A 17,695-nucleotide genomic window follows, 5' to 3' on the forward strand; every position below is an offset into this window, starting at 1 on the left:
CGTCCCCGCGTACCGGTGGCGGGTTTCAGCCGGCGGCCAGCCGCCAGACCCGGTCCTTGCTGAACGGCGTCTCGTAGGGCCGGACGCCGATCGCCCGGCGGATCGCGTTGCCCAGGGCGGCGGCGACCGGGTTGTACGGGGATTCGCTCATCGACTTGGCGCCGAAGGGTCCGAGATCGTCGCTGGTCTGGGCGAAGTAGACCTCAGTGTCGCCGATGTCGGCGAGTTGCGGCACCCGGTAGGTGCGGAAGGCCGGATTGAGCACGACGCCGTCGGCCACCAGCACCTCCTCCAGTAGTGCCGAGCCGATCGCTTGAGCCACGCCGCCCTCGACCTGGCCGCGGCACTGCTCGGGGTTCATCACCGTGCCGGCGTCCGCGGCCTGGACGGACTGCAGAATGCGCACCTCGCCGGTGTCGACGTCCACCGCGACCCGGAAGGCGTGCACGTTCCAGGCCAGCGAGCGGACGTCGCCGAGTTCCGCGCCGTTGGCCACCAGGGTGTCGCCGACCCGATGCTCGTCGTGCACCGCCGCGATCAGCTCCGCGAAGCTGAGCCGGCGCTCACCGGCGACCACCCCGTCCGCATCGAGGGTCAGATCGGACGCCGGCGCCCCGGTGAGCGTGTGGGCCGCGGTCAGCAGTGTTGTGCGCAGGCTGAGCGCGGCGGAGTACAACGCCTTGCCGGCGACCGTGGTGCCGGCCGAGGCGAAGGCGCCGGTGTCGTAGGGGGCCGCGTCGGTGTCGGACTGGTGCACCACGATCCGGTCCACGCCGGTGTGCAGGGCGGTCGCCACGATCTGGGTGTGCACGGTGGTGGTGCCGTTGCCGAACTCGGAGGTGCCCACGCCCAGGTGGTAGCGGCCGTCGGCGTGCAGGGTGACCGTGGTGCGCGAGATATGCCCGAACGGGGCCATCGTGGCGATCATCGCGACCGCCATGCCTTCGCCGCTGCGCCAGCTCGGGCCGGACGGCGCCGCCACGCCGTTCCCCCTGGTCAGGGCAGCTTCCGCCAGGTCGAGGCATTGGTCGAGCCCGTAGCTGCCGTAGACCAGATCGGCTTCCGGCTCGGCGTGCGCGGTGAGCAGCGGGTCGCCGTCGCGGACCATGTTGATCCGGCGCAGCTCGAACGGGTCGATGTCCAGGGCGACGGCCAACTCGTCCAGGGCTGATTCGACGCCGAAGATCACCTGCCCCAGCCCGTAGCCGCGGAATGCGCCCGAGGGCACGTTGTTGGTGTAGACCACCTCGGCGTCCACCCGCTTCACCGGCACGTTGTACAGCGAGATCGACTCGGCGCAGGCGTGGAACATCACCCCGCGGGAGTGGTTGCCGTAGGCGCCGGTGTCCGAGAGCAGGTCGAGCTTCAACGCGGTCAGCCGGCCGTCCGCGGACGCCCCGAGACTCACCCCGACCCGCATCGGATGCCGCACGGAGGTGCGGCAGAACTCGTCGGCGCGGCTCAGTTCGAACTGCACCGGACGCCCGGTGCGCAGCACGGCGAGCCCGACCAGGTCCTCGGTGAACACCTCCTGCTTGCCGCCGAAACCTCCGCCCACCCGTCCGGTGAACACCCGGACCCGCTCGCGGGGCAGCTCCAGCAGCAGGCTGAGCTCGTCGCGGACCAGGAACGGCACCTGGGTGGAGGTGCGCAGGGTCAGCCGGCCGGCGTCATCCAGCCAGCCGATGGTGCCGTGCGTCTCCAGCTGGGCATGGCTGACCCGCTGGGTCTGCCAGACCCCACTCACCGTGACGTCGGACGCCGCCAGCGCGGCGTCCACGTCGCCGCCGTGACCCTCGTGCAGCCCGACGATGACGTTCCGGTGGGCCTCGTCGACCCGGTCGGCCGGCGTCCGGTCGGGATGGATCAGCGGGGCACCGGGCGACCGCGCCGCCTCGGGATCGAAGACGGCCGGTAGCACCTGGTAGTCGACCTCGATCAACCGGCAGGCCTGCTCGGCGATCGCGGCCGTCGTCGCGACCACGGCGGCGACCCGCTGGCCGCGGAACCGGACGACGTCGTCGAGCATCCGAGTGTCGTCCGGGTCGTCGACGCGGTGCTCGTGCCGGGCCGTCGAGTACCGGACGCCGGGCACATTGCGGTGGGTGAGCACCAGTTCGACGCCCGGCAGCGCCTCGGCGGCCGCGGTGTCGATGGCGACGATCCGGGCATGTGGATGCGGCGAGTTGAGCAGCCGCAGGTGCAGCGCGCCCGGCATCACCACGTCGAACGTGTACGGCTCGGTGCCGGTCACCACCCGGCGTCCGGCCGGCGGCGGAACCGAGCGGCCCACCGCCGCCTCGCCCGGCGCGGGCTGGTCGGTGATCGTCGCCGCCCCGGTCAGGCCGGCCCGGATCGACTGCCGGATCGACCGGTAACCGGTGCAGCGGCACAGGTTGCCCTTCATCAACCGGGGCAGGTCGTCGACGTCGTCGGCGGTCAGGGTGGACGCGGTCACGATCATGCCGGCGGTGCAGAACCCGCACTGGAAGCCGAAGTTGTCGCAGAACGACCGCTGCATCGGGTGCAGGTCGTCAGCGGTGCCCAGGCCGGAGGCTGTGGTGACCTCGGCCCCGTCGACGCGGACGGCCGGCACCAGGCAGGAGTGCACCGGGCGTCCGTCCAGCAGCACCGAGCAGGCGCCGCAGTCGCCGGCGTCGCAGCCCTTCTTCATGCCCAGGTGCCCGTGCTCGCGCAGGAAGGTGCGCAGGCACTGACCGGGGGCGGGGACGCCGTCCAGCGCGGCGCCGTCCACCGTGCAGTGGATTTCGTCGGCGGCCTGGGTTTCGACGCACCCGGGCCCGGCGGTCCCGTCCGTGGTCGAGACAGTGCCTTCGGCGGTCAGGTCCGCAGCCGGGACCGGTCTGTTCATCGGGCTCCCCACTCCCTCGGCAGTCATCGGGCACCCCCCGCCAACTCGACGCGCACCTCGTCCATCAGCACCTGGCTGACCTGCCGGCGCCAATCGGCGGCACCGAGCGGGTCGGTGTAGTAGTCCGGGGCGTCGGCGACATCGGCGCGCAGCGTGGCGGCGTCCGGAAGTTCGGGGTAGCGCAGCAGCACCGGGCGCAGCGTGGCGGCGGTGATCACGAACAGCGCGGACCCGTCCGGGTCGAGCCGTCCGGTCAGCACCGCACCGGAGCGGCCCAGCTTCGCCAGCGCGATCTTGCGCAGTGCCGTGGTGGCCACCAGGGTGCGATGCGGAATCTCGATCGCCCGCAGTACCTCGCCCGGGGCGAGCGTGTTGGTGCCGTTGCCGGTGATCAGCCCGGCCACCGGTTCGCGGCGGTCGGTGCCGTCCGGGCACCAGATCTCGGCCTCGGCGTCAAGGGTCGCGGCCAGCGTGGTCATCGAGCCGGCGGCGAACGAGCGGCAGATGTTGCCGCCCACCGTGGCCAGCCCCCAGATCTTGAACGACATCAACAGCGCGTCGGCGCAGGCCCGAAAGAACGGCTGGGCCGTCCAGCCCGGCTGCTGCGGCAACGCAAGCAGTTCGGCGATCGTGCAGGTGGCGGCGATCCGCAGCCCGGCATCGCTGACCTTAAGGGGCGTCCAACCGAGCGCGGTCAGGTCGACCAGGCCGGATGTCTCGGGTTGCGGTTCAGAGAACAGCCAGGTTCCGCCGGCCAGCAGCGTCTCACCCGGGGCCAGGACCAAGTCTCCGCGCGAGCGCGGGCGCCGAAACCGCGTGATGGTGTTCAGGTCCATCGGCACAGTAAACCGACCCGATGTATCGCCCGTGTTTCGGCCGGGTGCAGCTTCTGGGTCGGCCTGTGAACGCGCCGGCTGAGGTTGGTTGATCCGGTTGTCGAGGCCTGAGGGGTCCACGTGGTTGGTGAGGGCGCTTGGACACGTTCGACCCGCGTTGCCTTCGATGATCGCCTCGGCGAGACCTAGAAGCGTTGTTGGGTCAGACCCCGTGCGGTGCCAGTCGGCCTTGATCGGGGCCTGCTCTGCCTCGCGGGCAACTCTGCGGCCATTCGAGCGTTATGGAGGAGCCCTCAGCCCGAACTCGGCGCAGTTGCGGCGAAACGCGCGTTATGGCAACGCCGCCGAAGCTCCATAACTCTCATTTGGCTGCGGCGAAGTCGCCACTGATCAGTACCTCCTTCGATAACTCGCACTTCTCGGCGAGCACAGTCAACCGATGCCCCACTGCACTGCCGAAGCACATCTCGTCGTCGGCTCCTAGCCTTGTTCGCCCGGCGAACGTGGGGCCGGGGCGCCGACCTCTAAGCGCGGGCGGATCACACCCCGAATTGATTGGCGGTGGTGGTCATTGTTTCCGCCGGGGCGCCGACCTCTAAGCGCGGGCGGATCACACCCCCAACGGGTGCCAGACGGTCTTGATCTCCAGAAAACGGGTCATCCGGTCGAGCGCGGGCGACATCGCTAGATTCTCGACGCCGGGGCGTCGCACCCGCTTCAGGTTCCCGGCGGCGGCGATCTCGAGGTCGCGGGCCAGGTCGGTGTGGGTCACCCCGGTCAGGTCGAGGCCGTTGACGTCCAGGTGGCTGGCCAGCCAGGGCGCGATCTCGGCGGCGTCACCGGTGAGAATGTTCACCACCCCGCCGGGCACGTCGGAGGTGGCCAGCACCTCGGCGAACGTGATCGCCAGGAGCGGTGCCGGCTGCGAGGCGATCACCACGCAGGTATTGCCCACCGCGATCAGCGGCGCCACCACCGACACCAGGCCCAGCAGCGGCGACTCCGGCGCGACCACGGCCACCACCCCCGTCGGCTCCGGCGACGACAGGTTGAAGTAGGGCCCGGCAACGGGGTTCGCGCCCCCGAGCACTTGGGCGATCTTGTCCGACCATCCGGCGTACCAGACCAGCCGGTCGATCGCGGCGTCCACCTCGGCATCGGCCTCGGCTGGCGTGGCGCCCATCGCGGCCACGATCTCGGCCTCGAACTGCGCCCGGCGCGACTCCAGCACCTCGGCGACGCGGTACACCACCTGGCCGCGGTTGTACGCGGCCCGCCCCGACCAGCCGCCGAACGCCTTGCGGGCGGCCTGCACGGCGTCGCGGGCGTCCTTGCGGGACGCCTTCGACGCGTTCGCCAGCAGAGCGCCGGTGGCGTCGTTGACCAGGTAGGTGCGGCCCGACTCCGAGCGTGGGAAGGCGCCGCCAATGTACAGCTTGTAGGTCTTGCGAACGCCGGTGCGGCTCACTGCAGGTACCCTTCCAGCCCATGCCGGCCGCCCTCGCGGCCGTACCCCGACTCTTTGTAACCGCCGAACGGGCTGGCCGGGTCGAAGCGGTTGAACGTATTGCTCCACACCACGCCGGCGCGCAGCTTCGAGGCCATCCACAGAGTCCGGGAGCCTTTCTCGGACCAGATGCCCGCCGACAACCCGAACGGGGTGTTGTTCGCCTTCTCGACGGCCTCGGATGGCGTGCGGAACGTCAGCATCGATAGCACCGGCCCGAAGATCTCCTCCCGCGCGATGCGGTGCGCCTGCGATACCCCGGTGAAGATGGTCGGCGGGAACCAGAATCCCCGTTCGGGCAGTGCGCAGGCCGGCGACCAGCGTCCGGCGCCCTCGGCCTCGCCGGCCGCCGACAGCTCACGGATCGCGGCCAGTTGCTGGGCGGAGTTGATCGCGCCGATGTCGGTGTTCTTGTCGAGCGGATCACCCAGCCGCAGGGTGCTCATCCGGCGCTTCAGCCTGGCCAGCACCTCTTCGCTCACCGACTCTTGCACGAGCAGCCGCGAGCCGGCGCAGCAGACGTGGCCCTGGTTGAAGAAGATGCCGTTCACGATGCCCTCGACCGCCTGATCGAGCGGGGCGTCGTCGAAGACGATGTTGGCCGCCTTGCCGCCCAGTTCAAGGGTGACCCGCTGAGCGGTGCCGGCGACGCTGCGGGCGATGGCCTTGCCCACCTCGGTCGAGCCGGTGAAGGCGACCTTGTCGACTCCGGGGTGGGCGACCAGGGCGCGTCCGGTGGCCTCTGCGCCGGTGACGATGTTCACCACGCCCGGAGGCAGGTCGGCTTGCTGGCAGATCTCGGCGAACAGCAGCGCGGTCAGCGGGGTGGTCTCGGCCGGTTTCAGCACCACGGTGTTGCCGCAGGCCAGCGCCGGGGCGATCTTCCAGGCCAGCATCAGCAGCGGGAAGTTCCACGGAATCACCTGGCCGGCCACGCCCAGTGGCTGCGGGTTGGGCCCGAACCCGGCGTGCTCAAGCTTGTCGGCCCAGCCCGCGTAGTAGAAGAAGTGCGCCGCGACGGTCGGCACGTCGACGTCGCGGGATTCTTTGATCGGCTTGCCGTTGTCGATCGACTCCAGCACGGCCAGTTCGCGGGACCGCTCGGCAATGATCCGCGCGATCCGAAACAGGTACGTGCCGCGCTCGGCGCCACTCATCCGTGACCAGGAGCGAAACGCCTTGCGAGCGGCCTGAACGGCCAGGTCGACGTCGTCCTCGGACGCTTCGGACACTTCGGCGAGCGCCTCTTCGGTGGCCGGGTCGATGGTCGTGAAGCTCTGGCCGCGGCCGTCGACGAACTCGCCGCCGATGAACAGCCCGTAGCGCGGCTTGATGGCGACGATCGAGCGCGACTCGAGCGCGGGCGCGTAGTCGAAGGTGGTCATGAGGCTGGTGCTCCCCGTTCTCAGTCGAGGGTGAAATAGTCGGGGCCGCTGTAGCGCCCGGTGGCCAGCTTGGTGCGCTGCATCAGCAGGTCGTTGAGCAGGGTGGAGGCGCCGAACCGAAACCAGTCGGGGTTCAGCCAGTCGGGCCCGGCGACCTCGTTCACCATCACCAGGTACTTGATCGCGTCTTTGGCGGTGCGAATGCCGCCGGCCGGCTTGACCCCCACCATGGTGCCGGTCGCCTCGCGAAAGTCGCGGACGGCCTCGACCAGCACCATGGTCACCGGCAGGGTGGCCGCCGGCTGAATCTTCCCGGTGGAGGTCTTGATGAAGTCCGCTCCGGCCAGCATGGCCAGCCACGAGGCCCGGCGCACGTTGTCGTAGGTCTGCAGCTCGCCGGTCTCGAAGATCACCTTCAGATGCGCCTCACCGCAGGCCTCGCGGACGGCGACGATGTCGTCGTAGACCTCGAGGTAGCGCCCGGCCAGAAAGGCGCCGCGATCGATCACCATGTCGATCTCGTCGGCCCCCGCGGCCACCGCCTCGGCGGTGTCGGCCAGCCGGACGGTTCGCGAGGCCCGGCCGGACGGGAACGCGGTGGCAACCGCCGCCACGTGCACGCCGGAGTCACCCAGGGCGTCCTTGGCCACCCCCACCAGATCGCCGTACACGCAAACCGCTGCGGTATGCGGGCACGAGGGGTCGGCCGGGTCGGGACGCATCGCCTTGCTGCACAGCGCGCGCACTTTGCCTGCGGTGTCCATGCCCTCCAGCGTGGTCAGGTCGACCATCCGGACGGCGAGGTCGAGCGCCCACTGCTTACTGGAGGTCTTGATCGACCGGGCGCCCAGGGCAGCGGCGCGTTGGTCGGCACCCACCTGATCGACGCCGGGCAGGCCGTGCAGAAAACGGCGCAGCGCAGCACCCGATGAGGTTGCGTCGGTGACATCCGACGGCAGCGTCGTGCTCACCCGGGTGAGCATAGTGAGCCGGTTCCCTGTGCCCCGTGTTTCCACCGGCCGAGATTGAACCGGGCAGTTCACGAGTGTCGGCGGCCACGAGACGGGCCACTATCAGCCCACTGCTGGGCATATGGGCTGTCGGGCTGGCTGGGCCGACAAGCTCGAGGGCTCAGGTGGCGACGGTCTCAGGTTCATGCCCTGAACGGGCGGGTGAGGCTGCTGATCAACGCCACCAGCGCTGGTTGAGCTTGTCGAAACCCCTCGTGGGCACCATGCCGTCCGAAGGCCTCGCCACGCTCGACCAACGAAGTGCCGCATTGACTCAGCGCTTCCCTTAAGCAACCAAGAGGAAGAAATCCAGAACGCGAGGCATTAAGGTAAGCAAAGTTCTGTGTGCGTAAGTAGTTGAAGGGAGTATTGATGCCTCCTGCTCAGTCCATTGAGGCCAAGCTCGCCGCCGTCGAGGCCGCCGAGGATGCGCTTCCTGATCCGGGTGGCCTCGACACGACCAGCCCGAGCGGTCTCAACCGGATCGCCGATGCGCTCATCGACCTGCACCAGGCGGGCATTGAAGCCGCAGAGCTTAATGTCTTGTGGGTCAATCACAGCCTGCTGGTGCGGGCTGCCGAAGCCGGCGACATCATGAAGACGCGCAGGCTGCTTATGGTGCTCAACGACACGCTGGATCGCATCGAGACCCAGCTACGGGTTCAAGTGCTCGATGACCCGAGCAATCCGGAAGTGGCCGCAGCGGAGCTGTTCAAGATGCTGCCGAGCGCCGACCTGGTGACGTGGGCGCGCATCCTTGGAGTGACCGAAAAGACGGTCTCCACCTGGAGGGGCGGCACGAAGATCCGGCCCAAGAACGCTCGCCGCGTGCTTCTGGTCGCCCTGTGCGCGGAGGCGATCAGAGGTAGCTTCACTCCGACCGGCGTGGCGCTGTGGTTCACCAGCGAACACCCCCGGCTCGGGGCCAGCCCCGTCGACCTGATGAATGATGATGTGGACCGGGCCTGGCAGCCACTCCTGGAATACGCCGACAGTGCCCGGCGCTAGCTGCCACGGGAAGCAGTCGCCGCGACGAGTTCGCGTCGAGAGGTTGCTGTACCGCCAGGTCGACAGCCGCAACCCGCCGCTGTTTCATTCCGGGGGTGCGCCGAAACCTATCCAGCCCAGTGGTCGATGGAACCGGGTTGGCCTCGAGTACGCACAGTACTTCGCGCACTCAGCCCGAGGCGCTTGGGCGGAGGCCATCCGGTATTTCCACATTCGCGGCAAAGACCGGCTGGACGAGATGACCCGCGACATGTGGGCCGTGTGGGTGGCCTGTGACGACATCGCCGACCTGGCGACGTTCGACGACTACGCGGCGTGCGGGCTCGACCCAGCGATCGCCGTCGAGGACGATCACGCGCGGGCGCAAAGTCTGGGTCATGAACTACGCCGGGCGGGCTTCCGTGGCGTCCAGTCGCCGTCCGCATCGCTTTCGGGGGCGGTCAACCTCACCCTGTTCGGTGAACGCTACGAGTACCAGACGGATCAGCCGGCGCAATGGAGCAACCCTGATCCAGACTTGTGGGTGCCGGTCGAGCTGGTGGCCGAACGCGCCTCACCGATCGGTTCCCTGATGCGGGAAACCCGGTACCACAAGCAGCCGCATCTCGGCCTGTGTGCCTGGCAGGCTTCGAAAGCCCAGGCGAAGTATTGATCGCGGCGCCCAGTGCTGGTTGAACCTGTCGAAACCCCTTGCCGCAGGGTCATGCCCGAGGCCTCGACGCGCTCGACCAGCGAAGAATGAGCGCTTGCCAAGCAGCCGATCAGGTCGGTCTACTGCTGCACCGCCAGCACCGCGGCACCGATGATGCCGGCCCGGTTCTGCAACTGGGCGGGCACGATCGGGGTGCGCAGCTTCAGGTGGGGCAGGAATTTGTCGGCCTTCTTGCTCACCCCGCCGCCGACCACCAGCAGGTCGGGTGAGAACAGAAACTCGACGGTCTCGTAGTAGCGCTGCAGCCGGGGCACGTACTCGCCCCAGCTCAGCCCCTCTCTGGCGCGGACGCTCGCCGCCGCCCGCTTTTCGGCGTCGAAGCCGTCGATCTCGAGGTGGCCGAGTTCTGAGTTGGGGATCAGCACCCCGCGGTGCACGATCGCCGACCCGATGCCGGTGCCCAGGGTGGTGATGATGACCAGACCGGGGTGGCCCTTGGCGGCGCCGAACTGCACCTCGGCGAAGCCGGCGGCGTCGGCGTCGTTGACCAGCACCACGTCGCGGCCCAGGGCCTCGCAAAAGAGCTTTTCGGCCGGGCAGTTGACCCACGCCGGGTCGATATTGGCCGCCGACACGGTTACGCCGTGCTGCACGATCGCGGGAATGGTCAGTCCGATCGGCCCGTCGCCCAGTTGGTCGGCGAAGTTCGCGACGATCTCGCCCACTACCGCGGCGACGTTGGCCGGGGTCGACTTCTGCGGCGTCTCGATGCGCAGCCGCTCGCTGGCGAAGTCTCCGGCGTGCAGGTCGACCAGTGCCCCTTTGATACCCGAGCCGCCGATGTCGATGCCGAGCGCGATGTTCGTAGCCATGCCGCACACATTAGTGACAAGCGATTGGCCAGGGGCAGACCCCGGGGCCAGACTGGTCGGCATGAGTTCATGGTTGGTCACCGGTGGCGCCGGCTACATCGGTGCGCACGTGGTGCGCGCGTTCAGTTCGGTGGGCATCACGCCGGTGGTCGTCGACGACCTGTCGTCGGGACGGCCGTCGTTCGTTCCGTCCGATGTGGCGTTCGTGCAGGGCGACATTCTCGACGTCGAACTGCTCGCCGACACTCTCGAGCGCCACGGCTGCAACGGGGTGGTGCACGTCGCCGGGTTCAAGTACGCGGGGGTCTCGGTCAAGCGCCCGTTGCACACCTACACCCAGAATGTCACCGGCACGGTCGCGGTGCTTGAGGCCATGCACCGGGCCGGAGTGAACAAGCTGGTGTTCAGCTCCAGCGCCGCCGTGTACGGAACCCCCGCCACCGAACTGGTCACCGAAGATTCCGCCACCCACCCCGAATCGCCCTACGGCGAGTCGAAGCTGATCGGCGAGTGGCTGATCGCCGACGTGACCCGGGCCCGGCCGGAGTTTCAGGGGGTGGCGCTGCGCTACTTCAACGTGGTCGGTTCGGCCACCGACGAGGTCTGCGACCTCAGCCCGCATAACCTTTTTCCGCTGGTGATCGAGGCTCTGATCGAGGGCCGCACCCCCCGGGTGAACGGCACCGACTATGCCACCCCGGACGGCTCGTGCGTGCGCGACTACGTGCATGTGGGCGATGTGGCCGTCTCGCACGTGGCCGCCGCACAGGCGTTGGAGGCTGGACGCCCGCTGCTGCCCGGCTACAACCTGGGCAGCGGCGACGGGTTGAGCGTGCTGCAGATCATGGACGCCATGCGCCGCGTCACCGGCGTCGACTTCACCCCTGAGATCGGCCCGCGCCGGGCCGGTGACCCCGACCGGATCGTGGCCGACGGGAGCGCCGCTGCGGCCGACCTGAACTGGAGCATGCGGCACACCGTCGACCAGATGGTGGCCAGTGCCTGGAGCGCCCGCAGGGCCGCTCACTGATCGTCCTGCGCTGGTCGAGCTTGTCGAGACCCGAGCGTGTCGAGACCAGGATGTGTCGAGACCCGGACGTGTCGAGACCCGGACGTGTCGAGACCCGAGCGTGTCGAGACCCCACATGCGCCGCTCTGACAAGGGTTTTTGGCGTCGCTTACCTTGGCGACAGCAGGCTGCGCAGAGCCGACGTCCGGGCCCGGAGGGTTTCGCTCAGCGCCAGGTCGCGTGCCGTGGCCGGATCAAGGTGCCGAGCCCGGATGAGCGTCAGCGCCTGTGTGGTGTGAATCGCGACGCTGGCCAGCCCCAGCCGCCTGGCCAGTGGGCCCTGCTCCAAGGCCAGCGACTGAATGCGGGCGTGCGGCACGACGTGCTGGGTGCGGGTCAGCCAGCCCGACCGGGTGAGCAGCACCGAGTCGTCCACGCCCCAAGCCACCCAGCGCTGGCTGAGCGGCTGCAGCCAGCGGGCTCGCTCAGGGCTGTGCTGAACGGCGATGGCCGGCAGTGCCAGCCCGGGCCAGATCGTGCGCAGCACCAGCTCCACCTCTGCGCGGGTGCCGATCGGCAACAGAATGCTGGTGCGGCCCGCGCCGTCTTCGTCGGTGGTCAGCCCGTGGTTGCCGAGCACGGCCAGGTCGACCCGAAACAGGTCGAGGCCGCGCCACCACAACGGCTGAGCGATGCGCAGCGACTGAATGCGATGCCGGGGCACCGACTGACTGCTCAGGCTGGTCAAGCCGCGGGTGATTTTCACACCCGGGCCGCTGCGTACGAAGGTGTAGTTCCATTGGCCGATCACCCGCTGGGCGACGAAGCTCCACAGGCCGCCCAGCGCCGGCAGTGTGGCGCCGATGACCAGCAGCGGGTTGCTCAACACCGCTTCGGGCCCGTGCGGATCGAACGCGATGAGAGCGGCGACGAGCAACAACAGGGGCACGGTCAGCAGCAGAAACTGGTGCGACAACAGGGCGCCGATCAGCAGTCGTTGCGGCGGCACCCGCACCAGCACCTGGTCGTGTTCGCCCAGGTCGTCCAGCACTCCGGTGCTGACGCGTTGGGTCAGCTCAGCCTGCTGCAGGCCGTGGGCCCGGGCCAGCAGGTAGTCGCGCATGGCGGCCGCGCGGGCCCTGGACAGGTACCGCACCTGGTGCCCGCCCTCGGCGCCGACGTCGATGGCGATCTCGGCCAGCCCGAGCAGCCGGGCGCCCAGCGGTTCGGTGATGTCGACGGACTGGATGCGACCGAACCGGATGCGCTGCGACGAGCGGGTGAACACGCCGGTCTCGATGCGCAGTTCGCCGTGGTCGAGAATGAACGAGGTGGCTCGCCAGTCGAGGTAGGCGAACACCAGCAGCACCAGCACCACCAGGCCGCCGCCGATGGTGAGCCAGGTCAGTGGGGGCAGCCGGAACCCTTCGGTGTTGCCGAGCAATTCGCGTCCGATCGCCCAGACGGCGGCCAGCACCAGCACCCAGGCGCGCACCAGGGGCGTGAGCGGGTGCGGCTTTTCGACGCGCAGTGCCGACACGGGAAAGCGCCCATCGCCGTTGGTCGAGCTTGTCGAGACCTGAGCGGTGGTGGATCGGTGGTGGGCGGGTGTGTCGTTGGTCGAGCTTGTCGAGACCTGAGCGGTGGTGGATCGGTGGTCGGCGGGTGTGTCGTTGGTCGAGCTTGTCGAGACCTGAGCGGTGGTGGATCGGTGGTCGGCGGGTGTGTCGTTGGTCGAGCTTGTCGAGACCTGAGCGGTGGTGGATCGGTCGTCGACCGGTGTGTCGTTGGTCGAGCTTGTCGAGACCTCAGCCGTGGTGGATCGGTCGTCGACGGGTGCGGAAAACGGCACCGGCACGCCCGGCCGACCCGAGAAGCGTGCCGGGGGAATGCTCACCGGACGACCTCGTCGTCGCCGATCCCGATCGCGATCAGCCGATCACGCAATCGCTCGGCTTCATGCTGCGGCAGGCCCGGAATGGTCGCGCCAGACTGCAGGCTTGAGGTCACCAGTTCCACACTGGCCAAGCCGAACGCCCGGCCCAGTGGGCCGCTTTCGACTTTCACCGCCTGCATGCGGCCGTACGGAATCACGGTGAGTTCGCGAAACCACAGGCCATGAGTGAGGTACAGGTCGTCGCCGCGTTCGGCGTAGCCCCAGGTGCGCACCCAGCGGCCGAGCCGGAACCACTGCCAGCCGGCGTAGCCGACCCCGACGGCGATCAACGGCGCCGCCCACAGCCCTCCGGCGGTAAGCCAGACCACGGTGCCAACCAGCCCGGTGACGATGACCGTGGTGATCAGCATGCGTAGCCGCAACACCGTCGCGTACGAGGGCGCGATGCGCTGCCAGATCTCGGCCGGCGGAGCGAACAGGTCGTCCATGGGTCCAACCCTACGGACGAACCAAGTGGGAGGTCAGCGGTCGTCGTGGCGCGCGGTGCGCTAGGGAAACGCTGATCCTTCGCTGGTCGAGCTTGTCGAGACTGTGGCCATGATGCTGTGGCTGGTCGAGCTTGTCGAGACTGTGGCCATGATGCTGTGGCTGGTCGAGCTTGTCGAGACTGTGGCCATGATGCTGTGGCTAGGGGTTTCGACGAGGTCAACCGGCGGTGCGTGCGTTGATCGGTACTTCTCTAGCGGTCCTTCTTGCTGAGGCCGCGCACCTCGATGCCGCCGAAGCCGACCAGACCCTTGACGATCACGGTCGGGCCACCGGCAACCGGCGGCACGGTCTTGGTGTCGGCGCCGCCGAAGATGGCGATGGCCTCGTTGCGCACCTGGGTGCCGTCGGGAACCTTGACCTCGACGCCGCCGAACAGGCAGAACACGTTGATCTCGCACACGTTGTCGGTGAAGACGGCCTGGGTGAGGTCGAGTTCGGTGCCGCCGAACAGGGTCAGCACGCTCAGGTTGCGGCGTGGATGCCAGCGCCCGGTGCGGCTGGCCCCGCCGAAGATGGCCACGATCAACTCGGGGCCGGCGTCCGGGTCGCCAGGGGCGGACGACCACGCCGCAGGTGCGGCCGTGGGGGCATCGAGCGCGACCAGGTCGCGGGTCAGCGGCACCAGGTCGTCGAAGGTCTGGGCGAGGTGCGCAGCTTGGCTGCGCTCGGCGTGTTCGGTTTGGGTGATCCGGCCCTCGGCGCGTGCGGCATCAAGCAGGGCCAGCACCCGGGTCTTGTCGCTGGGGCTGACCGGCAGGTCACCCCCGAAGGCGGGCCCGACGTCGGTGGGTTCGGCAAAACTCATGCAGCCGACGCTAGTACCCGCCGATGGACGATGACAGCGGCCGGGCCAGCCTCCAGGGATCGGGCGGGGGAGACCCTGAGCCGTGATGCGATGCTCGCGCGAACCCCGCTAGACTGACCGCGGTTCGCCGCTCCAGCGGGCGTAGTTCAATGGCAGAACATCAGCTTCCCAAGCTGAGAATGCGGGTTCGATTCCCGTCGCCCGCTCCACGAAGTGCATCGTCAAAGAAGCGCTGATCAACGCAACCACCGCTGGTCGAGCTTGTCGAGACCTCGGGCATCACGCTGCGGCAAGGGGTTTCGACAAGCTCAACCAGCGTGAGCGCATTGATCAGCACTTCCGTAGGAAAGCCGTGTCGCGGGCGCCCGCCGGTGGGTGACGGTCCTGGGGTGGTCGTGCCGGTGTGCCTCGACGCATCGACCCTCGCCGCGCGCGCCGCGCGCGCCGAAGCTGAGGGCATCGCCACCCACTCGGACGGGATCCGGGCCGTGGTCCGCGAGTGGGCCAGGCATGTTGACTGTGCTGCACCAGTTCGCTCGCAAGAACGACCGTCGCGACCGATTCGATGACGCCGCCGTCCGCTACGCGTCCGCGAACGTCCGGTACTCACGCCCTCTGGCCGGTGAGAACGATCCACGCCGCTGGCTCATGGTTGGGGCCGACCCCGCGGGTCGTCGTGTGGAGCTCGTTGCACCTGGTCTTCGATGATGGTTACGAGCTGCTCAGTCATGCAATGAAAGCCGGCTCGGACCTCGACGAGGTTTGATCCATCGTGCCTTCACCCGGGTGTGGTGGCGATGGCGCGGCAACCTCTGAACGGGGGTCGGCACGCACCCTCGCCGCTGCCCGGTCTGGTCAGCGATAGCGCGGCAACGGCCCGTAGAACACGTTCTCGACGGGCTCTGAATAGGCGGCCACCGGGTGCCGAACCAGGTGCCAGCGGTTGAAGAAGGGGGCGGTCGGCGGCAACCACAACGCGCCCGCGCCCAGCGCCACCAGGCCGATCGAGAGGGCGGCGATCGGCGTGATCAGCAGCGACAGCAGCGACACCGCGAGTGCGACCAGCGCTCCGATGCGGGTCCAGCCGTAGCCGGCGAAGGCGTAGTAGCCGATCACCGCAACGGTGCCGGCCACGATCACCGCGATCAGGCAGCACACGATGGCGAAGAACACCCGCCAGCCGCTCGCCGGTTCCGACGGAAACTGTGCGGTCAGCCACGTGGCCTCGTTGAATTTGTCGTCCTTGGTCCAGCCGTCGGCCACCTCGACCCAGGGTGAGGCCATGGCCCACATCGCGATCAGCAGCCCGACGGTCACCGCGATCGCGCCGCCGAACATGAAGACCGCAGCCGCCCAGATCGTCCACGGACGAACCGGCTGCCCGGTCTTCTCGCTCAGCCGCGCCAGGCCCGGTTGGGTGCCTGTGGGGGCGAGGGTCTGGATGCCACCGGCCGTCGTCGGCGCAGGGGTGGTCGAGTCGGACGAAGGGGGCGGCAGTGGGGCGGGCGGCGGCAGCGTGCCAACCTGCTGGCCGGTGGGCGAGTGGTGGTCGGTGCCGGGTGCCTGGTCGCCGGACGGGGACGCCGCGCCCATGGCGGGGCGAATCGGGTCACCGGTTGGTGCTGGCCAGCTCATCGTCCTCCTGATTCCGCGCCAAGCCTACCCGCGGCACGACTCGGCAACCCACGGCCAGCCAGACCCGGCACTGCCCGGAATGGACCAACCGGCACTCACCAGGGCTCGACCAGGATTTCCTGCATCGCGCGACCCATGCTCCCGACGAGCTCGGCGTCGGGTGCCGCCTCAAGTGCCGGCAGCTTCAAGATGTAGCGGCTGAGCGCCATGCCCAGCACCAGGCTGACCGCGAGTTGGCCCCGTAGCCGGTGGTCGCGGTGCCCCAACTGCTCAGCGATCGGCCCGAACACCTCTTTCGACATGAACTCGCTCAGCGGACGGTGCACGATGTCTGCGGCCACGGCCGAGCGCAGCATGGCAGTGAAGCGGTCGCGGCCGCCCTCCGGGCTGTCGTACACGGCCAGAAAGGAGGCCACCGCACGGGCGCCGATCTGTTCGCGCGGGCCGTCCAGCACGTGGGTCACCACCTGCTCGGGGTCGAGCGGTAGGTCGAGCACCGTCTGCGCGAACAGGTCGGACTTGCTGGTGAAGTAGTGGTGAATCAGCGCCGGGTCGACGTCTGCCTCGCGGGCGATGGCGCGCAGCGAGACCTTGTCGTAGCCGACATTCGAGAACAGCGTGAGCGCCGCTCGGCGAATCGTCGCTCTGGTGTCGGCCCGGCCAGGTCGCCGGCCCCGCGGCTTGCGGGTGGTGTCCGTCATGCCGCCGTCCTCTCTGCTGCATTCGCGCCCACCGGTAGGGTGAACCAGTGAATTCTACGGCTTATGGAACCGTTCTGTTCGATCTCGACGGCACCCTAGCCGACACGGTGCCGTTGATCACTGCGTCGTTCGAACGAACCACCTCGCAGGTGCTCGGCTGGACGGCCACGCCCGACCAGTGCAGGCAGTGGATCGGTCGCTCACTACGGGAAACGTTCATTGAGCTGGCGCCCGACCGGGTGGACGAGCTGATGGCTCAGTATCTCGACTGGAACCTGGCCAACCATGCGGCCTACGTGCGGTCGTTCGCGGGCGTGGACGAACTGATCGACGATCTGGAGTCGTCGGGGCGGAATTTCGGGGTGGCGACCTCGAAACGTCGCTCCTCGGCGCTGGTCAGCCTCGAGTGCGCCGGGCTCGCCGGGCGCATCGCGCTGCTGGCCACCGAAGAAGACACCGTCCGGCACAAGCCGTCACCTGATCCGCTGCTGCATGCGCTGGCCCGGCTGGACGCCGACCCTGGCGACGCCGCCTATGTGGGCGATGCGGTGGTCGACCTGCAGGCCGCCCATGCGGCGGGGGTGACGCCGATAGCGGTCACCTGGGGGGCTGCCACCGAGGACGAACTCGCCGCCGCCGAGCCTGCCGCGATCGCGCGCAGCGTCAGCGAACTGCGCCAACTGTTGGCCCTTTGAGCAAGTGCTGATTTTTCGTTGGTCGAGCGTGTCGAGACCTCGAAGGGAGTGCTCTCGCTAGGGGTCTGGACAGGCTCGACGAGCGCAGATTTGGTGCCGTGGTCATCGCTGGTTGAGCTACGTCGAAACCCTTTGTTCCGGCGGTGTATGTGAGGTCTGGACAGGCTCGACGAGCGCAGATTTGGTGCCGTGGTCACCGTTGGTTGAGCTACGTCGAAACCCTTTGTTCCGGCGGTGCATGTGAGGTCTCGACAGGCTCGAC

15 protein-coding genes and 1 tRNA gene are annotated in these 17,695 nt (G+C 68.7%); 5 read left to right on the top strand and 11 right to left on the bottom strand.

Annotated elements, in window-relative coordinates; genetic code table 11:
• Nucleotides 1-25 precede the first annotated feature (25 nt).
• The 5 genes from QM721_RS04855 to deoC form a co-directional block, all read right to left on the bottom strand.
• The gene (locus tag QM721_RS04855; protein ID WP_415119537.1) at nt 26-2,872 is read right to left on the bottom strand and encodes a molybdopterin-dependent oxidoreductase; all 2,847 of its coding nucleotides are present in this window, start codon (nt 2,870-2,872) and stop codon (nt 26-28) included.
• Between the two features lie 23 nt (nt 2,873-2,895).
• Nucleotides 2,896-3,708 (bottom strand): FAD binding domain-containing protein, encoded by an 813-nt coding sequence (locus tag QM721_RS04860; protein ID WP_415119539.1) that lies wholly within the window; start codon nt 3,706-3,708, stop codon nt 2,896-2,898.
• Between the two features lie 610 nt (nt 3,709-4,318).
• Nucleotides 4,319-5,176, bottom strand: coding sequence for an aldehyde dehydrogenase family protein (locus QM721_RS04865; RefSeq protein ID WP_415119541.1), 858 nt, complete (start codon nt 5,174-5,176; stop codon nt 4,319-4,321).
• Nucleotides 5,173-6,600 (bottom strand): aldehyde dehydrogenase family protein, encoded by a 1,428-nt coding sequence (locus QM721_RS04870; RefSeq protein WP_415119543.1) that lies wholly within the window; start codon nt 6,598-6,600, stop codon nt 5,173-5,175. The genes QM721_RS04865 and QM721_RS04870 overlap by 4 nt, the downstream gene beginning before the upstream one ends.
• A gap of 20 nt (nt 6,601-6,620) precedes the next feature.
• The gene (gene deoC, locus QM721_RS04875; RefSeq protein ID WP_415120116.1) at nt 6,621-7,583 is read right to left on the bottom strand and encodes a deoxyribose-phosphate aldolase; all 963 of its coding nucleotides are present in this window, start codon (nt 7,581-7,583) and stop codon (nt 6,621-6,623) included.
• A gap of 399 nt (nt 7,584-7,982) precedes the next feature.
• Between deoC and QM721_RS04880 the strand changes: the two genes are divergently transcribed.
• The gene (locus QM721_RS04880; RefSeq protein WP_415119545.1) at nt 7,983-8,618 is read left to right on the top strand and encodes a hypothetical protein; all 636 of its coding nucleotides are present in this window, start codon (nt 7,983-7,985) and stop codon (nt 8,616-8,618) included.
• Nucleotides 8,563-9,270, top strand: a complete 708-nt coding sequence (locus tag QM721_RS04885; protein WP_415120118.1) for an RES family NAD+ phosphorylase — start codon at nt 8,563-8,565, stop codon at nt 9,268-9,270. The genes QM721_RS04880 and QM721_RS04885 overlap by 56 nt, the downstream gene beginning before the upstream one ends.
• A 119-nt stretch (nt 9,271-9,389) precedes the next feature.
• On the opposite strand, the gene ppgK is transcribed toward QM721_RS04885, so the two are convergent.
• Nucleotides 9,390-10,142 (bottom strand): polyphosphate--glucose phosphotransferase, encoded by a 753-nt coding sequence (gene ppgK / locus QM721_RS04890; RefSeq protein WP_415119547.1) that lies wholly within the window; start codon nt 10,140-10,142, stop codon nt 9,390-9,392.
• Between the two features lie 61 nt (nt 10,143-10,203).
• Between ppgK and galE the strand changes: the two genes are divergently transcribed.
• Nucleotides 10,204-11,172 carry a UDP-glucose 4-epimerase GalE gene (gene galE, locus QM721_RS04895; protein WP_415119549.1) on the top strand — a complete coding sequence of 323 codons (969 nt, stop codon included), beginning with the start codon at nt 10,204-10,206 and terminating at the stop codon, nt 11,170-11,172.
• A gap of 148 nt (nt 11,173-11,320) precedes the next feature.
• Here galE and QM721_RS04900 read toward each other — a convergent pair whose 3' ends face one another.
• The 3 genes from QM721_RS04900 to QM721_RS04910 form a co-directional block, all read right to left on the bottom strand.
• Nucleotides 11,321-13,048, bottom strand: coding sequence for a PH domain-containing protein (locus tag QM721_RS04900; RefSeq protein WP_415119551.1), 1,728 nt, complete (start codon nt 13,046-13,048; stop codon nt 11,321-11,323).
• Nucleotides 13,045-13,536, bottom strand: a complete 492-nt coding sequence (locus tag QM721_RS04905) for a PH domain-containing protein (protein WP_415119553.1) — start codon at nt 13,534-13,536, stop codon at nt 13,045-13,047. Before QM721_RS04905 ends, QM721_RS04900 begins: the two co-directional genes overlap by 4 nt.
• 251 nt (nt 13,537-13,787) lie before the next feature.
• Nucleotides 13,788-14,402: a DUF1707 SHOCT-like domain-containing protein gene (locus QM721_RS04910; RefSeq protein ID WP_415119555.1), complete on the bottom strand. Its 615-nt coding sequence runs from the start codon at nt 14,400-14,402 to the stop codon at nt 13,788-13,790.
• Between the two features lie 135 nt (nt 14,403-14,537).
• On the opposite strand from QM721_RS04910, the gene QM721_RS04915 reads away from it, so the two are divergent.
• Nucleotides 14,538-14,611 (top strand) — tRNA-Gly (locus QM721_RS04915).
• Nucleotides 14,612-15,257: 646 nt separating this feature from the next.
• On the opposite strand, the gene QM721_RS04920 is transcribed toward QM721_RS04915, so the two are convergent.
• Together QM721_RS04920 and QM721_RS04925 are read right to left on the bottom strand one after the other, a co-directional pair.
• The gene (locus QM721_RS04920) at nt 15,258-16,037 is read right to left on the bottom strand and encodes a hypothetical protein (protein WP_415119557.1); all 780 of its coding nucleotides are present in this window, start codon (nt 16,035-16,037) and stop codon (nt 15,258-15,260) included.
• A gap of 95 nt (nt 16,038-16,132) precedes the next feature.
• The gene (locus QM721_RS04925; protein ID WP_415119559.1) at nt 16,133-16,738 is read right to left on the bottom strand and encodes a TetR family transcriptional regulator; all 606 of its coding nucleotides are present in this window, start codon (nt 16,736-16,738) and stop codon (nt 16,133-16,135) included.
• Between the two features lie 47 nt (nt 16,739-16,785).
• On the opposite strand from QM721_RS04925, the gene QM721_RS04930 reads away from it, so the two are divergent.
• On the top strand, nt 16,786-17,433 hold the full coding sequence (locus QM721_RS04930; protein ID WP_415119561.1) for an HAD family hydrolase: 648 nt from the start codon (nt 16,786-16,788) through the stop codon (nt 17,431-17,433).
• The last annotated feature ends 262 nt before the right edge of the window (nt 17,434-17,695 follow it).

This window comes from Micropruina sp., assembly GCF_047602085.1.
Lineage (GTDB): Bacteria > Actinomycetota > Actinomycetes > Propionibacteriales > Propionibacteriaceae > Micropruina.